This is a genomic window from Bradyrhizobium zhanjiangense (genome assembly GCF_004114935.1).
Classification (GTDB): domain Bacteria; phylum Pseudomonadota; class Alphaproteobacteria; order Rhizobiales; family Xanthobacteraceae; genus Bradyrhizobium; species Bradyrhizobium zhanjiangense.
On sequence record NZ_CP022221.1, the window covers coordinates 1218223 to 1236628 of the forward strand.

Consider the following 18406-nt stretch of genomic DNA (forward strand, 5'->3'; position numbering starts at 1 on the left):
ACATCATTGGAGAACGACGATGCGACTCGTAAGCTATCTCGTGGACGGAGAGCCGCGCTACGGTGCGGCCGTCGAAGGCGGCGTCGTCGATCTGACCAAGCGGATCGGCCGTGATTTCTCCGACGTGAAGGCGCTGATCGCTGCCAACGCGCTCGCCGATGCGCAGGAGGCGGTCGCCGGGCAACAGCCCGACTACGCGCTGGAAAAACTCGTCCTGCTTCCGCCGGTGCTGGCGCCGGAAAAGCTCTGGTGCATAGGCGTCAACTACGCCGAGCGCAACGCCGAATACAAGGACAATTCGGACCTGCCCAAATATCCGAGCCTGTTCGTGCGCAGCATGTCCTCGATGACTGGCTCCGGCCAGCCGATCGAGAAGCCCAAGATTTCGGACCAGCTCGACTATGAAGGCGAGCTCGTCATCGTGATCGGGCAGGGCGGCCGTCACATCCCGCGCGAGAAGGCCTGGGGCCACATCTTCGGCATGACCCTATGCAATGAAGGCACGATCCGCGACTGGCTGCGCCACGGCAAGTTCAACGTCACGCAAGGCAAGAATTTCGACCGTTCCGGCAGCATCGGCCCGTGGATCGTCACCGCCGACCAGCTCGACCCGCGCGGGCCTCACGACATCGTCACGCGCGTCAACGGCGAGGTGCGGCAGCAGGACACCACCGAGCGGCTGATGTTCCCGTTCGACTTCCTGATCTCCTATCTCTCGACCTTTGCCACATTGAAGCCCGGCGACATGATCGTGACCGGCACGCCGACCGGGGCCGGCGCGCGCTTCGATCCGCCGCGCTGGCTCAAGGTGGGAGACGTCGTCGAGGTCGAGTCGAGCCGCATCGGCGTGCTGCGCAACACCGTGGCCGCGGAGAGCTAAGTTATGCTGGATGCTGCGACGATCGAACGCCTCGCCGCGCGGCTCGATGAAGCCGAGCGCACCAAGGCGCTGATCCCGATGTTCACGAAAGAATATCCGGACTTCAGCATCGAGGATGCCTACGCGGTCCAGCGCGCCTGGACCAAGCTCCAGCTCGGCCGCGGCCGCGTCATCAAGGGTCACAAGATCGGCCTGACCTCGAAGGCGATGCAGAACGCGGTCGGCATCAATGAGCCCGATTACGGAGTGCTGTTCGCCGACATGTTCTATGCCGACGCCACGCCGATTCCGTTCGACCGCTTCCACGCGCCGCGCATCGAGGTCGAGCTCGCCTTCGTGCTGAAGGCCCCGCTGCGCGGGCCCGATTGCACCATCTTCGACGTGCTCAAGGCCACCGACTATGTGACGCCAGCGCTCGAGATCCTGGAGACGCGCATGCACCGCGTCGATCCCGAGACCGGCAAGACCCGCAAGGTGATGGATACGATCTCGGACAATGCGGCCAACGCGGCGCTGGTGCTCGGCGGCCGGCCGTTCCGCCCTCTCGATGCGGATCTGCGCTGGATCGGCGCGCTCCTGTTCCGCAACGGCGAGGTCGAGGAGACCGGGCTCGCGGCCGGCGTGCTCAATCATCCCGCAAACGGCATCGCCTGGCTCGCCAACCGCCTCACGCCGCATGACGAACATCTCGCCGCCGGCGAGGTGGTGCTGGCGGGATCGTTCACGCGTCCCGTCGACATCCGCCGCGGCGACACCTTCCATGCCGATTACGGCACCTTCGGCTCGGTGTCGTGCCAGTTCGTCTGAACCAACAACAAGCAGGGAGCGCATCATGAGTGGTCAATCGCGGCGCAAGAGCATCCATATCGGCGGCTTCAAGCATGCCAACCCGATTCCGAATGCCTGCCGCATCGGCAATCTCGTGATGTCGGGTGTCATCCTCGGCCGCGATGCGGCTGGCGTCATGCCCGAGAGCCTCGATGCGCAATGCGCCAACATGTTCGCACATATGAAGGCGACGGTGGAGGCGGCCGGCGGTACCACGGATGACATCATCAAGATGACGGTGTGGCTGAAGGACCGCTCGCAGCGCGGTCCCGTCAATGTCGAGTGGCTCAAGATGTTTCCGGACGAGCATTCGCGCCCGGCGCGCCACGCGCTGCCGATGGACAACATGGACGGCGGCGCGCTGGTGCAGTGCGACTTCACCGCCGTGATCGACTGAAGGAGTCTTGCGCATGCCGACCTATCTGCCGTTCGATCCCAATCCGCGCCGCCCGGTGAAGGCGCCGCCACCGAAGACCGTGGACAGTCAGTTTCACGTGCTCGGGCCGATCGACAAATATCCGGAACGCCCCGGTGCGGCCTATCGGATGCCGACCGCGACCTGGGAGGCGGCGCTGCGCATGCACAAGGCGCTCGGCATCGAGCGCGGCATCATCGTGCAGACCACCACTTACGGTGCTGACCATGCCGTCGTGCTCGACGGCCTCGCGGCGATGGGCCCGAACTATCGCGGCTGCGCCAACGCGCTGGTGTTCGCCGAGGCGAGCGACTCTTATTTGGCCAAGCTGCATGACGCCGGCGTGCGCGGCGCGCGCTTCAGCTTCCGCCAGGAGCTCGGCGCCGTGCTGTCGGATGCCGATTTCGCCCGCGCCATCGCGCGCATCCGCGAGCTCGGCTGGTACGTCAAGATCCAGCCCGAGAAGGACGGCATCATGTCCAGCGTCGCCAAATACGAGAATCTCGACGTGCCCGTGCTGATCGACCACATGGCGCGCCCCGATCCCGCAGCCGGCAAGGACGATCCGAATTTGCGCAAGATGCTGGAGCTGCTCGGCAAGGGCAATTTCTGGGTCATGCTGTCGCTCGGCGAGAAGACCTCGAAAACTGGGGCTCCATACGACGACGTGATCCCGATCGCGCGCGCCTATATCGAGGCCGCAAGCGACCGCTGCGTCTGGGCCAGCGACTGGCCGCACCCGGTCTCCGTGAAGCAGCCGCCGAACGACGCCGACCTGCTCGAGCTGATGTACCGCTACGCGCCTGACCAGGCGGAGCTGGAAAAAATCCTCGTCCACAATCCGGCGAAGCTGTTCGGGTTTGCGGACTAGCGCATGATCCGGAAAAGCGCGAAGCGGTTTTCCGAAAAGGTCATGCGCAAACAACAAGCCGTAGCGCGACGCATCAGGGCGAGATGATCCGGTCGCGCATGGCGATCATCACCGCCTGCGTGCGGGTGGTCGCGCCGAGCTTCTTACAGCAGCTCTTGACGTGGGCCTTCACGGTGCGCGGCGTGATCGTCAGCGCGTCGGCGATCTCGTCGGTGGATCGTCCGATCGCGGCCAGTGTCAGCACCTCGCACTCGCGCAGGGACAGCGCGAGTGTCCGAGGCTCGGGCCGGCCGCGCAGCGCCAGCGCGCGGTCGAAGGCATAGAGCGCCATGAGATGCAGGGCCGGCAAGTCACGCTCCGGCAGATCGATCTCGCGGCCGCCGAAGAACACATGACCGACGCGGTTCGAAGGTGAAGCGATCGGGACCATGACGCCGTCGAGCAGCCCGAAGTCGCGGGCGCGGTGGACCAGTTCGACCGCGCGCGGCTCGCGGGCCGGATCGAATGGCGCTTCCCTGAACCATCGGAACGGGCGCAGCGTCGTCTTGCAGTGGCGCAGCGCCGGATCGTCCCAGACGAACTGCTCGGCGGAATACATGTCCAGAAAGCCGGGCGGCAGCCGATGGGCGAGAACGGCCTCGCGCGGGGCTTCGGTCGAGAGCGGGGCGACATAGGCGCAACAGAACTGGTCGGGGCCGTACTGGCCGAGCATGCGTCCCATGGCGTCCAGGACACTCGCCGTGTCGGAAAGCTCTTGCACCGTCTCGATGAACTCGAATGCGCGGCTGCGGATCACATCCATCGTCGATCCTACGATCAGGCCTTGAGGGATCGGCGCTACGCTACCCCGAGTTTAGGACAGCATTGCGGGGCCTGCAATCTCACGCCTGTTTGTCAGCCAGGATGGCGCGCCGGTGCCTGGTTCAGCGATCGGGCGAGGCCGCCAGCCGGTCGCGCACCTCGGCTGCGATTTCGAACGAGCGCAGACGCGCGGCGTGGTCGTAGATCTGCCCCGTCGTCATCAATTCGTCCGCGCCGGTCTCAAGGATCAGCGCTTTCAGCTTCTCTTCGACCACTTCGGGCGAGCCGACCGCGGAGCAGGACAGCGCCTGGCCGACGCCGGCCTTCTCCGCCGGCGACCACAGCGCGTCCATGTCATTGACCGGTGGCGGCAGCGGCCCCGGCGTGCCGCGGCGCAGATTGATGAACTGCTGCTGCAGCGATGAGAACATCCGCTGCGCCTCCGCATCGCTGTCGGCGGCGAACACATTGACGCCGATCATCGCATAGGGCTTGTCGAGCTGCACTGATGGCTCGAAGCGCGCGCGATATTCGCGCAGCGCCGGCAGCATCATCTGCGGCGCGAAATGCGAGGCGAACGCGAACGGTAGCCCGAGCATCGCCGCCAGCTGCGCGCCAAAGGTGCTCGATCCCAGGATCCACAGCGGCACCTTGGTCCCGATGCCGGGCACGGCGCGGATCGCCTGGTTCGGCTGCACATCGCCGAGCAGCGCCTGCAATTCCAGCACGTCGTGCGGAAAATTCTCGGCAGCCGTGGCGAGATCGCGCCGCAGCGCCCGCGCCGTGAACTGGTCGGTGCCCGGCGCGCGGCCGAGCCCGAGATCGATCCGCCCGGGATAAAGCGACTCCAGCGTGCCGAATTGCTCGGCGATGACCAGCGGCGAATGGTTCGGCAGCATGATCCCGCCGGAGCCGACCCGGATCGTCCTGGTCCCGCCCGCGACATGGGCGATCACCACCGACGTCGCCGCGCTCGCGATGCCCGTCATGTTGTGATGCTCGGCCAGCCAGAACCGCTTGTAACCCCAGGCCTCCGCATGCTGGGCGAGATCGAGCGAATTGCGAAACGCCTGCGCTGCGTCGCCACCTTGGCGGATGGGCGCGAGGTCGAGGATGGAGAAGGGGATCATGTGCGGGGTACCGGTGTGGAGGGGCGCGCGATCATGCGCGTCTGCAAGAAGCACATGTAGTGGCGGCGCGTAGGATGGGTAGAGCAGTTGCGAAACCACCCATCATGTTTCGCCATCGAACTGCTGATGGGTTTCGCGTCCGCTCATCCTACGAGCTCTGCTTGCTGCAGATGGCGATGGAGGGTATCCTCGCGTGATGGCTGTCAGCGCTCCCGATCTGAAGGCGTTCTTGCTCGCGACGCCGTTCTTCGGCGGTCTTCCGGACCCAAGCCTCGACCTCCTGATTTCGATGCTGGTCGAGCGCCGCTTCGATGCCGGAGCAACCGTCGTGGCGGAGGGTGAGCCGGGACGCTCGATGTTCATCGTCGAATCCGGTCGGCTCTCGGTGAGCAAACGGACGAATAAGGGGAGCGTCATCCCGATTTCCGGTCTGGAGCGTGGCGACTTCTTCGGCGAGATGACGCTGATCGAAATGCAAAATCGCTCCGCCACTGTGGTCGCGGAGAGTCCGACCGTGTTGTACGAGCTGACCGCCCAAAAGCTCTACGCTTGCTACAAGGCCGACATCCACGCCTATGTGATCGTCCTGCAGAACATCAATCGCGAGCTCTGCCGACGGCTACGCCGTGCCGACGATCGCTTCGCCGCACAGCAGGTGGGCGAAGAGCAAACCCCTGCGAGATGAAACTCTATCTGCGATGCGGGCTACGCACTCATCTCATCGCGCTTTAGACGTCACGACTTATCGTGCGCGTATTTCTCCAGAAGCAGCCGATTATATTCATCTCTCACGGCTCTCCGCGAGACATGCCCTTTTCGGTCTTTGGCAATCTTCAGAAGATCAGGATCAGTCGCTGCCCGTGATTTCCGCCTAAATCTCGCAAGGAGTGGGGTCGCAGGCGCCAACGTCCTTCCAAACAGCCGGTCAAACCATCCCATTGTGTCCTCCCGGACAGACCGCGGACTGTGACACTATCACCACGAATTTGGGAGGCAAACGGACAGTGCGACGCAGTTCAAATGTCGGTTAGGGGGACCAGATGCGGACATAAACGCGCGATGCGCGCCGGGTGCTCCGGATTGCGCCGTATGAAGTTCTCAACGTCCCGCAGTCACTGTGGCAATGGCGGTGCGCTGGCGTAGTGCCAAAAGCGGAAGCCTGCTGACCAGAGGACCTGCACCGTCGGGCAACACACCCGCCTCCCGCAAAATCCCGTCAATCCCCCACCGCAAAAATATTCCACTTTACCGAAATTCGGAATTGCGGCATTCTCCCTGCCATCCCGGTCCGGGGAGAGGGACGATCGTACGTCGTAACGAAACGTGGGCCGGGGTGCGGTGGACGCGGCAGCGTCGGGCACGCGAAGGTGGGACCAGGGCGAGATGAACCTCGTGAGGTCGTGCTGCGTGCGGACGGACGGCGCCCGTGTCCGGCGGAGCCTTTGGGCGAAGCCGGATCGCTGCGTACGGCAAAACCATGTGGTCCTGACCGTCGTTGCTACGGTCAAGCCTTGCGGAGATGCTTCTGGGCTCAACCGGGTCGCGACGCATCGTCAATTCGCGAGGTGACGGAGGCCAGAAGGAACTCGGCTCCGGGGAGAGCAGGCATAAGCCGTCAAACCATCGCGCAGGGAAGGCGGGGTGTTTTCCGGCCCACCTGTTCTCCGCCTGCGCATTTGCGTGTGCAAATTCTTCGCGCAGCGGACCATGGGTGCCAGCCGGCACCCGGCCTTCCCTGCGCCCTCTTCACCGAAGAGGGGCACGGAATAGAGCAAAACTCGGGCACTTCAGCCGCGAGAACGCCTTGTCATGTGTGGAACACTGGTGCTGCCGGACAGGATTGAACTGTCGACCTCTCCCTTACCAAGGGAGTGCTCTACCACTGAGCTACGGCAGCAAATGCTGGCACAGAATCGGGCCGCGACTGGGCCCGCCAAGCGGGGCGATGGATGCCACAAGGCCCCCTCATGTGCAAGCTTGCCGGCCCTGCCAAATCGAGAAAATCGGCGCCGTTGCCGACCGGAGATGATCTTTTTGCCCCGAAATGACCGATTTTGGACGATTTTGGTCCCAGTGATGCCCCTCAGCCAATTGGCCAGTTGGCTGTGCGGTCGGATTCGGCCCATTTTGAAGTTCGCACGATCGGATCGCGCGGGGGCTCTTGAGCTGTCGTATTCCTTGGGCATGCTGAAGCGCGACGCGGCCCCCTGTTGATGAGCCCGGAGATGACCGACGAGACAGATAAGACCGCAGGACGCGGCCAGGACGGGCGACAGGACCGGCTGAAATCCGCCCTGCGCGAAAACCTGAAGCGGCGGAAGGTGCAGGCGCGCGAACGCGCCGCAATGGCCGAGCCCTCGCACAACGACGATGAGTCCCTAAATGAGGGGCCCACCGGCAAGGCCGACGACTAACATTTTGGAGTGCATGACAGTGGCAATGGGGCAGGACGAACAGCAACGAACCGATCGCGACGCGCTGATGTCGCGGTTCACCCGCCCCGAGCAGACCTTTCCGGCGCTGACGCCTGCCGAGATCGAACGCATCAGGCATTTCGGCGAGGTCCGCCGCTATGCCGACGGCGAGTTCCTGTTCGAGACCGGCAAGCCGGGACCCGGCATGTTCGTCGTGCTGAAGGGCCATGTCGCCATCACCCAGCGCGATGGTCTTGGCCATGTCACCCCGGTGATCGACCAGGGGCCGGGGCAATTTCTGGCCGAGCTCAGCCAGCTCTCGGGACAGCCGGCGCTGGTCGACGGCCGCGCCGAGGGCGATGTCGAGACGCTGCTGCTGGCGCCGGACCGGCTGCGCGCGCTGCTGGTCGCCGAGGCCGAGCTTGGCGAGCGCATCATGCGCGCGTTGATCCTGCGCCGGGTCAATCTGATCCAGGGCGGCATCGGCGGTCCCGTGCTGATCGGTCCGTCGCATTCGGCTGGCGTGGTGCGCTTGCAGGGCTTTCTCACCCGCAACGGCCAGCCGCATCATCTGCTCGATCCCGAAAATGATCGCGATGCGGCCGAATTGATCGCGCGCTATTCGCCCAAGCCGGAAGACTGGCCGCTGGTCGTCGCCGCGAGCGGCGCCGTGCTGCGCAACCCCAATGAGACCGAGCTTGCGCGCGCCATCGGCATGATCGGCGGGGCGAAGGGTGATCGCATCTACGACGTTGCGGTCGTCGGCTGCGGACCGGCCGGGCTCGCCACGGCGGTGTATGCGGCGTCCGAAGGGCTGTCCGTCGCCGTGCTCGACACCCGCGCCTTCGGCGGCCAGGCCGGCGCCAGTGCGCGCATCGAAAACTATTTGGGCTTTCCGACCGGCATTTCCGGCCAGGCGCTGACCGCGCGCGCCTTCACCCAGGCCCAGAAGTTCGGCGCCGACATCATGATCCCTGTGACGGTGAAGTCGCTCGACTGCACCCGCAAGGACGGCGCATTTTCGGTGGCGCTCGACGGCGCCGATCCCTTGCGCTCACGCGCGGTGGTGGTCGCGAGCGGCGCGCGTTATCGCCGGCCGGAGATCGACAACCTCGACAAGTTCGAGGGACGCGGCGTCTGGTACTGGGCCTCGCCGGTCGAGGCGCGGCTCTGCGCCGGCGAGGAGGTGGCGCTGGTCGGCGCCGGCAATTCGGCAGGCCAGGCCGCCGTGTTCCTGTCGGGTCATGCGAAGAAAGTCTTGATGATCATCCGTGGCGGCGGTTTGGGCGCCAGCATGTCGCGCTATCTCATCGAGCGCATCGAAGCGACGCCGAACATCGAATTGATGTTCAACACCGAGATCACGGCGCTCGAAGGCGATGAGGCCGCGCTGCTGCGGCGGATCCGCTGGAAGAGCCGCTTGTCGAGCGACGAGGATTCTGCCGACATCCGCAATCTCTTTTTGTTCGTCGGCGCCGATCCCGCGACCTCCTGGCTCGACGGTTGCGGCGTCACGCTCGATCGCGGCGGCTTCGTCGTGACAGGTGCGCAGTCCGAGCAGAACCAGGGCAAGCTGGTGGCGCCGCTCGAGACCTCGGTGCCGGGTGTCTACGCCGTCGGCGACGTCCGCTCCGGCTCGGTCAAGCGCGTCGGCGGCGCCATCGGCGAAGGCGCGCAGGTCGTGGCCTCCCTGCACGGCTATCTCGGCGACGCCGCAAAACCGGCGCTTTAGGCAAGGACAAGACAAGGGAATGGCAAGCCGAATGTGGCTTGCCATCGCGCCGCTTGGTGCAGACTACCCCCTCGTCGCGAAGCGTATCGCCCGTGGAACGAACAAAAGATTCATTGGGAGGACTAAATGGCTGAAATCGTCGTGCTCTACAAAACGCCCAAGGATGCTGCTGCCTTCGATAAGTACTATGCCGAGACGCACATTCCACTCGCCAAGAAACTTCCCGGCCTGAAGAAATACGCCATCAGCAAGGGACCGGTCAGCTCCCCCACTGGGCCTTCCGGAATCCATCTCGTCGCCATTCTCACCTTTGACAGCGTGGCCGACATTCAGGCCGCATTCAGCAGCCCGGAAGGCAAGGCGACCGGCGCTGACGTGCCGAAATTCGCCAGCGGCGGTGCCGACCTGCTGATCTTCGACACCAAGGAAGTGTGAGCCGCGTCGCATCGGCCCGCCGATCGCGGGCCGATGTTGCAACGATCGATTGAAAGCTCGTAGCCCGGATGGAGCGAAGCGTAATCCGGGACAGCAGTATCTACAAGCGAGATCCCCGGATTTCGCTGCGCTCCATCCGGGCTACAAACTGCCGTCGTTCGTGACAGCGCTGCAAGAAATCCGAGCATGCGTTTGTCGATTCGCACGATGACGCATGGCTGCGGGCAGATGTAGGACACCAACGCAGGTGACAATCCCATGAGGACCGTCATACTACTCTGATCGTCTCAATGCGGAGAGTAGGAGAGCTGCCATGGTGCTTGGATTGAGCCTGCCCGCCCTGACGCTGATCCATGTCATCATCAGCCTGATCGCCATCGCCGCCGGTCTCATCGTGATGTTCGGCCTGCTCGGCTCGAAGTCGATGCCGGGCCTCACCGCGATCTTCCTGCTGTTCACGATCCTCACCAGCGCAACCGGCTTCCTGTTTCCCTTCAAAGAGCTGCTGCCCTCGCACATCATCGGCATCATCTCGCTGGTGCTGCTGGCGATCGCCTGCATCGCGCTCTACGGCATGAAGCTCCAAGGCGTCTGGCGCCCGGTCTACATCGTGACCGCGATGGTCTCGCTCTACTTCAATGTCTTCGTGCTGGTGATCCAGTCGTTCCTGAAGGTGCCGGCGCTCGCCGCGCTTGCACCCGCCGTGCCGCCGGCGCCGCCGTCGGGGCCGGTGTTCGCCGTGGTGCAGGGCATCGTGCTGGTGTTCTTCGTGCTACTGACCATCGGCGCCTGGCGCCGCTTCAGGCCGATGGCGTTTGCCTGATCACACGATTCTCAACGTTCCCAGTTGACGCGATGCATCGCATTCGGGGTCTCGCGCAACTATCTGCGGATCATCGGCGCGTGCTTGTTCGCGCGTCGCGCAGATGATTTTCACCGAAAGAGAGCAATCCATGCCCACCATCACCACCAAAGACGGCGTCGAGATCTTCTACAAGGATTGGGGCTCGGGCCAGCCGATCGTGTTCAGCCATGGCTGGCCGCTCTCGGCCGACGACTGGGACGCGCAGATGTTGTTCTTCGTCACGCACGGCTACCGCGTCATCGCCCATGACCGCCGCGGCCACGGTCGCTCGACGCAGGTCGCCGACGGCCACGACATGGATCACTACGCCGACGACCTTGCCGCGCTCACCGCGCATCTCGACCTCAAGAACGCCATCCATGTCGGCCACTCCACCGGCGGCGGCGAGGTCGTGCACTACATCGCGCGTCACGGCGAGAGCCGCGTCGCGAAGGCGGCGATCCTGTCCGCTGTGCCGCCGCTGATGGTGCAGACCCCCTGCCAATCCCGGCGGCCTGCCGAAGAGCGTGTTCGACGGTCTCCAGGCGCAACTCGCCGCCAGCCGTACGCAATTCTATCGCGACCTCCCCGCGGGTCCTTTCTATGGCTACAACCGTCCCGGCGCCAAGCCGTCGGAGGCGGTGATCCAGAACTGGTGGCGCCAGGGCATGATGGGCGGCGCGAAAGCACATTACGACGGCATCGTCGCGTTCTCGCAGACCGACTTCACCGAGGATTTGAAGAAGATCACCGTGCCGGTGCTGGTGATGCACGGCGATGACGATCAGATCGTGCCTTACGCCGATTCCGCACCGCTGTCGGCCAAGCTGCTGAAGAAGGGCATCCTGAAAACCTACAAGGGCTTCCCGCACGGCATGCCGACCACGCATGCCGAGACCATCAACGCGGACCTCCTGGCGTTTTTCAAGGAGTGAGCTTCACGACTCTTACCCTCTCCCTTGCGGGAGAGGGTGGCATAGGCGGCCTTCGGCCGCCGTCCTTAGAACGCCGATGCTTCGCATCGGCTATGGCGCGGCGGCGAGACGGGTGAGGGGTTGCGTCGCCCGGGAGGGGTATCCGCGGAACGTGCTGGAGATGGAGGATATCAATAGCCTCAAGTGTACGGGACAGTTAGCTTGCCGCGGAAATTTCGGCGCCCGCGCGCGTTGAGTCCTGTCCGCCCTGAAGGAGAAGCGTCGGCGATGTGTCCCCAACTCAAGCTGATCGCACTCGATGCTGACGATCTCGCGGTGATCTCGACCCATGTCCAGGACGCCCGTGTCCAGGCCTCCGACATCATCTGGCGGCAGAGCGAGAAACGGCTTGTCATCGGCATGAGCCGGCTGGACTGGGAGCAGACGCTGGAAGGCGCGGCCGAGCCGCGCCGGCTGGTTGCCGCGCTCCGCTTCGACCGCGTGCTTGCCTGCAAATCGCGCAACATCGACCTCGCCACGCCGGACGAGATCCTGGACCTCATCGGCATCGAGTTTCACCCCCAGGATGGCCGCAACGAGGAGCCCGGCGGCAGTGCCCTGCTTTTGTTCGCCCAGGGCGGCGCCATCCGCCTCGACGTCGAATGCCTGGAATGCGAGCTGACCGACCTCGGGGCGGACGCGCTGGGAACGGGACCGGGGATCGCGGGGGAGGGGTGAGGTGGCATGCCAAGGCCACGCATTCCGCTGTCGTCCTGGCGAAAGCCAGGACCCATCACCCTAAGGCTTCGTTGTTGAAACGAGATGTGGCCCAATTGCGCCTCCACCCATCCGCTGGTGGTAATGGGCCCTGGCCGTCGCTGGGACGGCGCTGGAGAGGAACGGCCGGGCCCAAGGGTTGACGCCGCTTCCCGGCCGCGCCATTGAGCAGGGGGTCGGGTGAGCCAATCCGCCCCAAAAGACCAGCCAGAAGCCAAGCCAATATGCCCGTTCGTCTCGACAGCAGCAGCGCCGATTTTGACCAGCGATTCGCGGCCTTCCTCGCCGCCAAGCGCGAGGTCTCGGCCGACGTCGAGGCCGCCGCGCGCGCGATCGTCGACGATGTTGCCAAGCGGGGCGATGCGGCCCTGCTCGAGGCCACGGCAAAGTTCGACCGGCTGACGCTGGATGCATCGGGGCTACGCGTCACCCCCGCCGAGATCGAAGCCGCGACAAAGGCCTGCGATGCTGCGACGCTGGATGCGCTGAAGCTCGCGCGCGACCGCATCGAGACCTATCACCGCCGCCAGCTCCCGACGGACGAACGTTTCACCGACCCGCTCGGCGTCGAGCTCGGCTGGCGCTACACCGCGATCGAATCCGCCGGCCTCTACGTGCCCGGCGGCACCGCGGCCTATCCGTCGTCGGTGTTGATGAATGCGGTGCCCGCGAAGGTCGCCGGCGTTGCGCGTCTCGTCATGGTGGTGCCCTCGCCCGACGGCAAGCTCAATCCGCTGGTGCTGGCGGCGGCATGGCTCGGCGGCGTCACCGAGATCTACCGGGTCGGCGGCGCCCAGGCCGTGGCCGCGCTCGCGCACGGCACCGCGACGATCGCGCCGGTCGCCAAGATCGTCGGTCCCGGCAACGCCTATGTCGCCGCCGCCAAGCGGCTGGTGTTCGGTAAGGTCGGCATCGACATGATCGCCGGTCCCTCCGAGGTGCTGGTCATCGCCGACGACACCGGCAATGCCGACTGGATCGCCGCGGACCTGCTGGCGCAGGCCGAGCACGATGCCAGCGCGCAATCGATCCTGATCACCAATTCCGCGCGGCTTGCCGCCGACGTCGAGAAGGCGGTCGCGGCGCAGCTGAAGACGCTGCCGCGCGCCGCGATCGCAGGCGCCTCGTGGGCCGATTTCGGCGCCATCATCATGGTCAAGGATCTTGCTGACGCCGTCCCGCTCGCGGACGCGATCGCGGCCGAGCATCTCGAGATCATGACGGCTGATCCCGACGCGCTCGCCGCGAAGATCCGCAACGCCGGTGCGGTGTTCCTGGGGGCGCATACGCCGGAGGCGATCGGCGACTATGTCGGCGGCTCCAACCACGTGCTGCCGACCGCGCGCTCGGCGCGATTCTCCTCAGGGTTGTCGGTGCACGACTTCATGAAGCGCACCTCGATCCTGAAATGCGGCCCGGATCAGCTGCGTGCGCTGGGCCCGGCCGCGATGACGCTCGGACAGGCGGAGGGGCTGGACGCCCATTCGCGCTCGATTGGATTGCGCCTCAATCTGTCATGACAAAGCCGCCCGAACAGGACGACTCCAACAATCGCATCGTCGGCGTCACGCTCGACGAGGACTCGATCGGCCGTTCCGGGCCTGACATCGAGCACGAGCGCGCGATCGCGATCTACGACCTGATCGAGCAGAATTTGTTCGCGCCCGACGGTGCCGACGGGCAGGGCCCGTTCACGCTGCATATCGGCATCACCGGCAACCGGTTGATGTTCGACATCCGCCGCGAGGACGGCACGCCAGTCGTTGCGCATCTGTTGTCGCTGACGCCGTTCCGGCGGATCGTGAAGGACTATTTCATGATCTGCGACAGCTACTATCAGGCGATCCGGACCGCGACGCCGGACAAGATCGAGGCCATCGACATGGGCCGCCGCGGCATCCACGACGAGGGATCGCGCACGCTCCAGGAGCGGCTGAAGGGCAAGGTGCGGGTCGACTTCGAGACCTCGCGCCGGCTGTTCACGCTCATTACCGTCCTGCATTGGAAAGGATAAAAGCGGATGGCTGCGCCCCCACGCGCACGCGATCCGCAATCGGTGCTATTCGCCTGCGCGATGAACAGCGTGCGCTCGCCGATGGCTGAGAGCCTGTTGCAGCACATGTTTCCGCAGGGCCTCTACGTGAGGTCGGCCGGCACCAGGAAGGACGACCTCGATCCGTTTGCGGTGTCCGTGATGGCCGAGCTCGGCCAGGATATCTCCGCCCACAGGCCGCAGACCTTCGAGGAGCTGGAGGACTGGGAGGGATTGAACTTCGACCTCATCATCACGCTGTCGCCAGAGGCGCACCACAGGGCGCTGGAGCTGACCCGCACGCTCGCCGCCGACGTCGAATACTGGCCGACGCAGGATCCCACCACCATCGAGGGCAGCCGTGACCAGAAGCTCGCTGCCTATCGCGAGGTCTGCGATCAGCTCTTGATGCGCATCCGCCGGCGATTCGCGAAGGCGGGGGCGGCGAGCGGGTAGGATGCGGCGACCGTAACACCCGCGTCATAGAGCGCAGGCACACGCGTGTTGGCAACTTCGAATCAGCAAACCTCCGGTTCCCGGGTTGTGAAACCGGCCCCCTTCCGATAGGTTCCGCGCGCAATTCACTCCTGCTTCATCCCCCAAATCACCTGATGCTCGGCCGCCCCAAATTCGTACTTGCCTCCGGTTCGCCGCGACGCCTGTCGCTGCTCAACCAGGCCGGCATCGAGCCGGATGCACTCCGGCCGGCCGACGTCGACGAGACGCCGAAGCGGGGTGAGCTGCCGCGCGCCTGCGCCAACCGCCTCGCCCGGGCCAAGGCCGATGCGGCGCTGAAATCGGTGCAGCTGGATGACGAGCTGCGCGGCGCCTTCATCCTCTCTGCCGACACCGTGGTGGCGGTCGGCCGCCGCATCCTGCCCAAGGCCAACCTCGTCGACGAAGCCGCGCAGTGCCTGCGGCTGCTGTCGGGCCGCAACCACCGGGTCTACACCGCGATCTGCCTCGTGACGCCGCGCGAGGCCTTCCGCCAGCGCCTGGTCGAGACCCGCGTCCGCTTCAAGCGCCTGTCGGAAGACGACATCCAGGCCTATATCGGCTCCGGCGAATGGCGCGGCAAAGCCGGTGGCTATGCTGTGCAGGGCATCGCCGGCTCGTTCGTGGTCAAGATGGTCGGCTCCTACACCAATGTGGTCGGCCTGCCGCTGTACGAGACCACGGCCCTGCTCGGCGGCGAGGGCTTTCCGACCCGCTTCGGCTGGCTCAACGCCATCGCGGTGTGAGCCTGACAGCGCCGCCGACAAAAAACGCGAAAACAACCCCATGCACAGTAGAATTGGCCCGCGGGCCCTGGGCGCGGCGCCTGCGCCCTCGCCCGAGGAACTCGTTTGCCGGCAGGCGCTTGACCTGCCTCACCTTGTGTAAGCTGCCCCGACCATGAACGATCACGTCAAAACGCCCGCTGCCCCCCGCAAGACCTGCCCGATCTGCGGCAAGCCGCAGTCAGAGGCCACCCGCCCGTTCTGCTCCTCGCGCTGCCGCGACGTCGACCTGAACCGTTGGCTGAAAGGCTCCTACGTCATCCCCGGCCGCGACGACGACACCGATGACGTGGAATAACTAGCGATATCAATGATTTGGTGAGCTTAAGAAGCGCCGCGCGCCAGCCGCGGCGAGCCCGCCCCACCTTGTACACAGCCGCGCCGCGCCCGGCCGCAGCCTTCAGGCGAAGCCGGGTGGACAGGCCGCTTCTAGCCCACTATAAACCGCCCGCTCGATGGGCTTTGGCCCCTCTCTTGGAGCACGCCCAGGTAGCTCAGTTGGTAGAGCATGCGACTGAAAATCGCAGTGTCGGTGGTTCGATTCCGCCCCTGGGCACCAAAACTACGCTTTTCCACGCTGCAGCACGATCTTGCACGATTGCGTTCGCTAGATGATCGGCGGAACGTTCGCGGATTTCTCTCCCTAGGGGTCGCCAAGTTCACGTACGTTCAAGTCGAGCCCCCGCAACCAATCCGCCGACATCAAGTAAAGCAAGCCCGCCTTTGGCGGGCTTTTTCATTTTGACGGCTTTACCTTAGTTGGCCGCCGGTTCGCGTGATCCTCGAACAAGGCGGCGAGTTGCTTTGCGCAGCTCTTGAGCGGCAGTGAATCCTGCCGGGCTTTCGCGATCGCCATCGCACCCGAGTAAGAAGCCACGACAAAGGTAGCAAGCTCGTCGGGGCTGCCATGCCTCAGTTCGCCAGATTTGTGATCGGCCCTGAATTTGTCGGCGATTGCCCGCTGCCAGCTGTCAAAGACGTCCTGGAGCGCTCTACGGAAATCAGGGTCCGCCAGCGACAGCTCGATGGCCAAGTTGCCAAGCGGGCATCCGAGCACGCTCCCGCGCCTGTCCAGTGTGTTCGCGATCGCGGCGAATGCCTGCCTGACGCCTTCCGCCCCGCTTCGAGCCAACCGCACGGGCTCGATCCAGGTTTGCTCTACCGCGAGCGACACTCGTTCGCGGATGACCGCGAGCCCAATGCTCTTCTTGGATGGGAAATGGTGATGCATGGCGCCGGCCGTGACCGCCGCGTCGCGCATGATCTCGTGAGTCGTGGTCGAATGATAGCCGCGCGACTGGAAGGCCGCGGCAGCAGCGTCGAGCACGCGACGCTTGGTCTCGTCAGGGGCGTTCGATCGGCTGCGTGCTGCTATTGGCATCAATAGAATCCTCAAGGCTTCGATTCCCAGAAAATAGCAACTTGACAAAACAGGTCAACCGGTCTGTATTACAAACAGGTCAATCGGTCTGTTTGGAGGTATCCATGGCAACTGACACAGCGCAGGCATCAGAGAGCCCAATACATGCCGGGGCGTTCGCCAGTCCGATCATTGATCTCCGGCAATACACGCTCTATCCGGGAACGCGCGACGAGTTCATCAACCTGTTCGACGGCCAGTTCGTGGAGACGCAGGAAGCCTGCGACATGAGGTTGATCGGTCAGTTCAGGGATCTCGGCGATCCCAACAAGTTCGTATGGATGCGCGGCTTCGATGACATGCCGTCGAGGGCGCGGGCGCTGAATGCATTCTATCTTCACAGCGAGGCATGGGCGCGTTACGGCGAGAAGGCCCGGTCGAGCATGAGAGACAGTACCGATGCGCTGATGCTGAAGCCGGTAAGCGAAGAGCGCGGTTTCCGCTTGCACGATCCGGCGCTGCGCCCGGCGCTCGAATCGCCGCCTCCCTGCGGCCTGATCGTGGTGACGCTGTATTACCTCCCGGATCGTCCAGAGCCGGATTTCTTCGAGTTCTTCTTCAATGCCGTAGAGCCGCTGCAGGCGCGGGCCGGCGCCAGATCCTTCGGCCTTTTCACGCGCGAATACAGCGCCAACAATTTCCCGCGGTTGCCATTGCGTGAGAACGAGCATGTGGTGGTGTCATTCGCCGCCCTCGATAGCATCGATGCGTATCATCGATATCTGACGGCCATCGGCCATGATGGGGGCTGGCGGTCGGACGTCTACCCCGATTTGGTCCGCAGGCTGTACGGGAGGCCGCAAGTTTTGCGGCTGTCGCCGACCTCGCGCTCACTACTGCGGCCGTAGCCGAGAGCGGAAGTCACCCGCAGCATTCACGCTCTCCCAAAGTGAAGGCAGACTGCGATGACCAGCGTCGAGCCGACCATGCGCATCTATTCCGGCCCGCTCAGCATGTTTGGAGCCAAGGCCGAAATCGCGGCCCGGGAGAAGGGGCTCAATTTCGAGCTAATCATGGTCCCTTTCGTTTCGGACTACGAGCCCAAGCATCCCGAGGTCGTGAGAATCAATCCAAAGCAGCAAGTGCCGGTGCTGGTGCACGGTGATCTCGAAATCTTCGATTCGACCCAAATCTTCGAATATCTCGAAGATCTCAAGCCGGTGCCGGCGCTCTGGCCGTCGGGACCTGCGGCGCGAGCGTGGGCGAGGATTCTCGAGTTGAAATCGGACGAGGTTTTTTGCGCACATTATCCGGCTGATGAATTTGCGAAAGAACCCGGATGCAGCTGCCGCCGCCGCAGCGAAGCAAGTTGCTTGGCGTATTACAGGGAAATGGAAGCGATCCTCTCCGACCGCCGGTTCCTCGCGGGAAGCTTCTCCTCCGCCGATATCGCTTTCTACATGGCGCAGCTGTTCGCTGAACGAATGGGTGCGCCGCTGGATGCGACGACGCCGGCCCTGCTTCGCTGGCGCGACGCGATGAGCGCCCGACCGGCGGTACGCAGCGTAGTCAGGCCAATGGTGAAATTTCTCTATTCAAGCAAGCGACCGGTTCCGGATTTCCTTGCCGACCTTGCCGGCGACGCGGCGGCGAGCCGCGAAGGGCAACGTCCGGTTTGATCGACAGGAGAATG

22 protein-coding genes and 2 tRNA genes are annotated in these 18406 nt (G+C 64.4%); 20 read left to right on the top strand and 4 right to left on the bottom strand.

Features of this window, described 5'->3' with window-relative positions; genetic code table 11:
- Positions 1-19 precede the first annotated feature (19 nt).
- From XH85_RS05730 to XH85_RS05745, 4 genes are read left to right on the top strand one after another with little or no spacing between them, the layout of a single operon-like run.
- On the top strand, positions 20-880 hold the full coding sequence (locus XH85_RS05730) for a fumarylacetoacetate hydrolase family protein (RefSeq protein WP_128931106.1): 861 nt from the start codon (positions 20-22) through the stop codon (positions 878-880).
- Positions 881-883: 3 nt separating this feature from the next.
- Entirely contained in the window at positions 884-1687 is an 804-nt protein-coding gene (gene hpaH, locus XH85_RS05735) for a 2-oxo-hept-4-ene-1,7-dioate hydratase (RefSeq protein ID WP_128931107.1), read from the top strand.
- Positions 1688-1712: 25 nt separating this feature from the next.
- Positions 1713-2105, top strand: a complete 393-nt coding sequence (locus tag XH85_RS05740) for a RidA family protein (RefSeq protein ID WP_128931108.1) — start codon at positions 1713-1715, stop codon at positions 2103-2105.
- A gap of 13 nt (positions 2106-2118) precedes the next feature.
- Positions 2119-2994, top strand: a complete 876-nt coding sequence (locus XH85_RS05745; RefSeq protein WP_128931109.1) for an amidohydrolase family protein — start codon at positions 2119-2121, stop codon at positions 2992-2994.
- Between the two features lie 73 nt (positions 2995-3067).
- On the opposite strand, the gene XH85_RS05750 is transcribed toward XH85_RS05745, so the two are convergent.
- Both XH85_RS05750 and XH85_RS05755 read right to left on the bottom strand, forming a co-directional pair.
- On the bottom strand, positions 3068-3796 hold the full coding sequence (locus XH85_RS05750; protein ID WP_128931110.1) for a helix-turn-helix transcriptional regulator: 729 nt from the start codon (positions 3794-3796) through the stop codon (positions 3068-3070).
- Positions 3797-3917: 121 nt separating this feature from the next.
- A complete protein-coding gene (locus XH85_RS05755) occupies positions 3918-4925 on the bottom strand; it encodes an LLM class flavin-dependent oxidoreductase (RefSeq protein WP_128931111.1) in 1008 nt (335 codons plus the stop codon).
- A 196-nt stretch (positions 4926-5121) separates the two neighbouring features.
- On the opposite strand from XH85_RS05755, the gene XH85_RS05760 reads away from it, so the two are divergent.
- Positions 5122-5610 carry a Crp/Fnr family transcriptional regulator gene (locus XH85_RS05760; RefSeq protein WP_128931112.1) on the top strand — a complete coding sequence of 163 codons (489 nt, stop codon included), beginning with the start codon at positions 5122-5124 and terminating at the stop codon, positions 5608-5610.
- A 1137-nt stretch (positions 5611-6747) separates the two neighbouring features.
- On the opposite strand, the gene XH85_RS05765 is transcribed toward XH85_RS05760, so the two are convergent.
- Positions 6748-6822, bottom strand: a tRNA-Thr gene (locus tag XH85_RS05765).
- 328 nt (positions 6823-7150) lie between these two features.
- Here XH85_RS05765 and XH85_RS05770 point away from each other — a divergent pair.
- From XH85_RS05770 to XH85_RS05825, 13 genes are all read left to right on the top strand, one after another.
- Positions 7151-7339: a hypothetical protein gene (locus XH85_RS05770; RefSeq protein WP_128931113.1), complete on the top strand. Its 189-nt coding sequence runs from the start codon at positions 7151-7153 to the stop codon at positions 7337-7339.
- 25 nt (positions 7340-7364) lie between these two features.
- Positions 7365-9071, top strand: coding sequence for an FAD-dependent oxidoreductase (locus XH85_RS05775; RefSeq protein ID WP_164940124.1), 1707 nt, complete (start codon positions 7365-7367; stop codon positions 9069-9071).
- A gap of 126 nt (positions 9072-9197) precedes the next feature.
- Positions 9198-9506 carry an EthD family reductase gene (locus XH85_RS05780; RefSeq protein WP_128931115.1) on the top strand — a complete coding sequence of 103 codons (309 nt, stop codon included), beginning with the start codon at positions 9198-9200 and terminating at the stop codon, positions 9504-9506.
- 313 nt (positions 9507-9819) lie between these two features.
- Positions 9820-10329: a hypothetical protein gene (locus tag XH85_RS05785; protein ID WP_128931116.1), complete on the top strand. Its 510-nt coding sequence runs from the start codon at positions 9820-9822 to the stop codon at positions 10327-10329.
- Between the two features lie 247 nt (positions 10330-10576).
- The gene (locus XH85_RS05790) at positions 10577-11131 is read left to right on the top strand and encodes an alpha/beta fold hydrolase (protein ID WP_420837902.1); all 555 of its coding nucleotides are present in this window, start codon (positions 10577-10579) and stop codon (positions 11129-11131) included.
- Positions 11022-11285 carry an alpha/beta fold hydrolase gene (locus tag XH85_RS47800; RefSeq protein WP_420837903.1) on the top strand — a complete coding sequence of 88 codons (264 nt, stop codon included), beginning with the start codon at positions 11022-11024 and terminating at the stop codon, positions 11283-11285. Before XH85_RS05790 ends, XH85_RS47800 begins: the two co-directional genes overlap by 110 nt.
- Positions 11286-11552: 267 nt before the next feature.
- The gene (locus XH85_RS05795; RefSeq protein ID WP_128931117.1) at positions 11553-12002 is read left to right on the top strand and encodes a DUF2948 family protein; all 450 of its coding nucleotides are present in this window, start codon (positions 11553-11555) and stop codon (positions 12000-12002) included.
- Between the two features lie 263 nt (positions 12003-12265).
- A complete protein-coding gene (gene hisD / locus XH85_RS05800; protein WP_128931118.1) occupies positions 12266-13561 on the top strand; it encodes a histidinol dehydrogenase in 1296 nt (431 codons plus the stop codon).
- Positions 13558-14055: a UPF0262 family protein gene (locus XH85_RS05805; protein WP_091895172.1), complete on the top strand. Its 498-nt coding sequence runs from the start codon at positions 13558-13560 to the stop codon at positions 14053-14055. Before hisD ends, XH85_RS05805 begins: the two co-directional genes overlap by 4 nt.
- A 6-nt stretch (positions 14056-14061) precedes the next feature.
- Positions 14062-14529, top strand: a complete 468-nt coding sequence (locus XH85_RS05810) for an arsenate-mycothiol transferase ArsC (protein WP_128931119.1) — start codon at positions 14062-14064, stop codon at positions 14527-14529.
- A 155-nt stretch (positions 14530-14684) separates the two neighbouring features.
- The gene (locus tag XH85_RS05815; protein ID WP_128931120.1) at positions 14685-15314 is read left to right on the top strand and encodes a Maf-like protein; all 630 of its coding nucleotides are present in this window, start codon (positions 14685-14687) and stop codon (positions 15312-15314) included.
- Between the two features lie 154 nt (positions 15315-15468).
- Positions 15469-15651 carry a DNA gyrase inhibitor YacG gene (gene yacG / locus XH85_RS05820; RefSeq protein WP_128931121.1) on the top strand — a complete coding sequence of 61 codons (183 nt, stop codon included), beginning with the start codon at positions 15469-15471 and terminating at the stop codon, positions 15649-15651.
- Positions 15652-15836: 185 nt separating this feature from the next.
- A tRNA-Phe gene (locus tag XH85_RS05825) sits at positions 15837-15912 on the top strand.
- 177 nt (positions 15913-16089) lie between these two features.
- Here XH85_RS05825 and XH85_RS05830 read toward each other — a convergent pair.
- Positions 16090-16680, bottom strand: a complete 591-nt coding sequence (locus XH85_RS05830; RefSeq protein WP_245473397.1) for a TetR/AcrR family transcriptional regulator — start codon at positions 16678-16680, stop codon at positions 16090-16092.
- Between the two features lie 95 nt (positions 16681-16775).
- Between XH85_RS05830 and XH85_RS05835 the strand changes: the two genes are divergently transcribed.
- Positions 16776-17621 (top strand): NIPSNAP family protein, encoded by an 846-nt coding sequence (locus XH85_RS05835; protein ID WP_128931123.1) that lies wholly within the window; start codon positions 16776-16778, stop codon positions 17619-17621.
- Between the two features lie 57 nt (positions 17622-17678).
- Positions 17679-18392: a glutathione S-transferase family protein gene (locus XH85_RS05840; RefSeq protein ID WP_206734816.1), complete on the top strand. Its 714-nt coding sequence runs from the start codon at positions 17679-17681 to the stop codon at positions 18390-18392.
- Positions 18393-18406 lie beyond the last annotated feature (14 nt).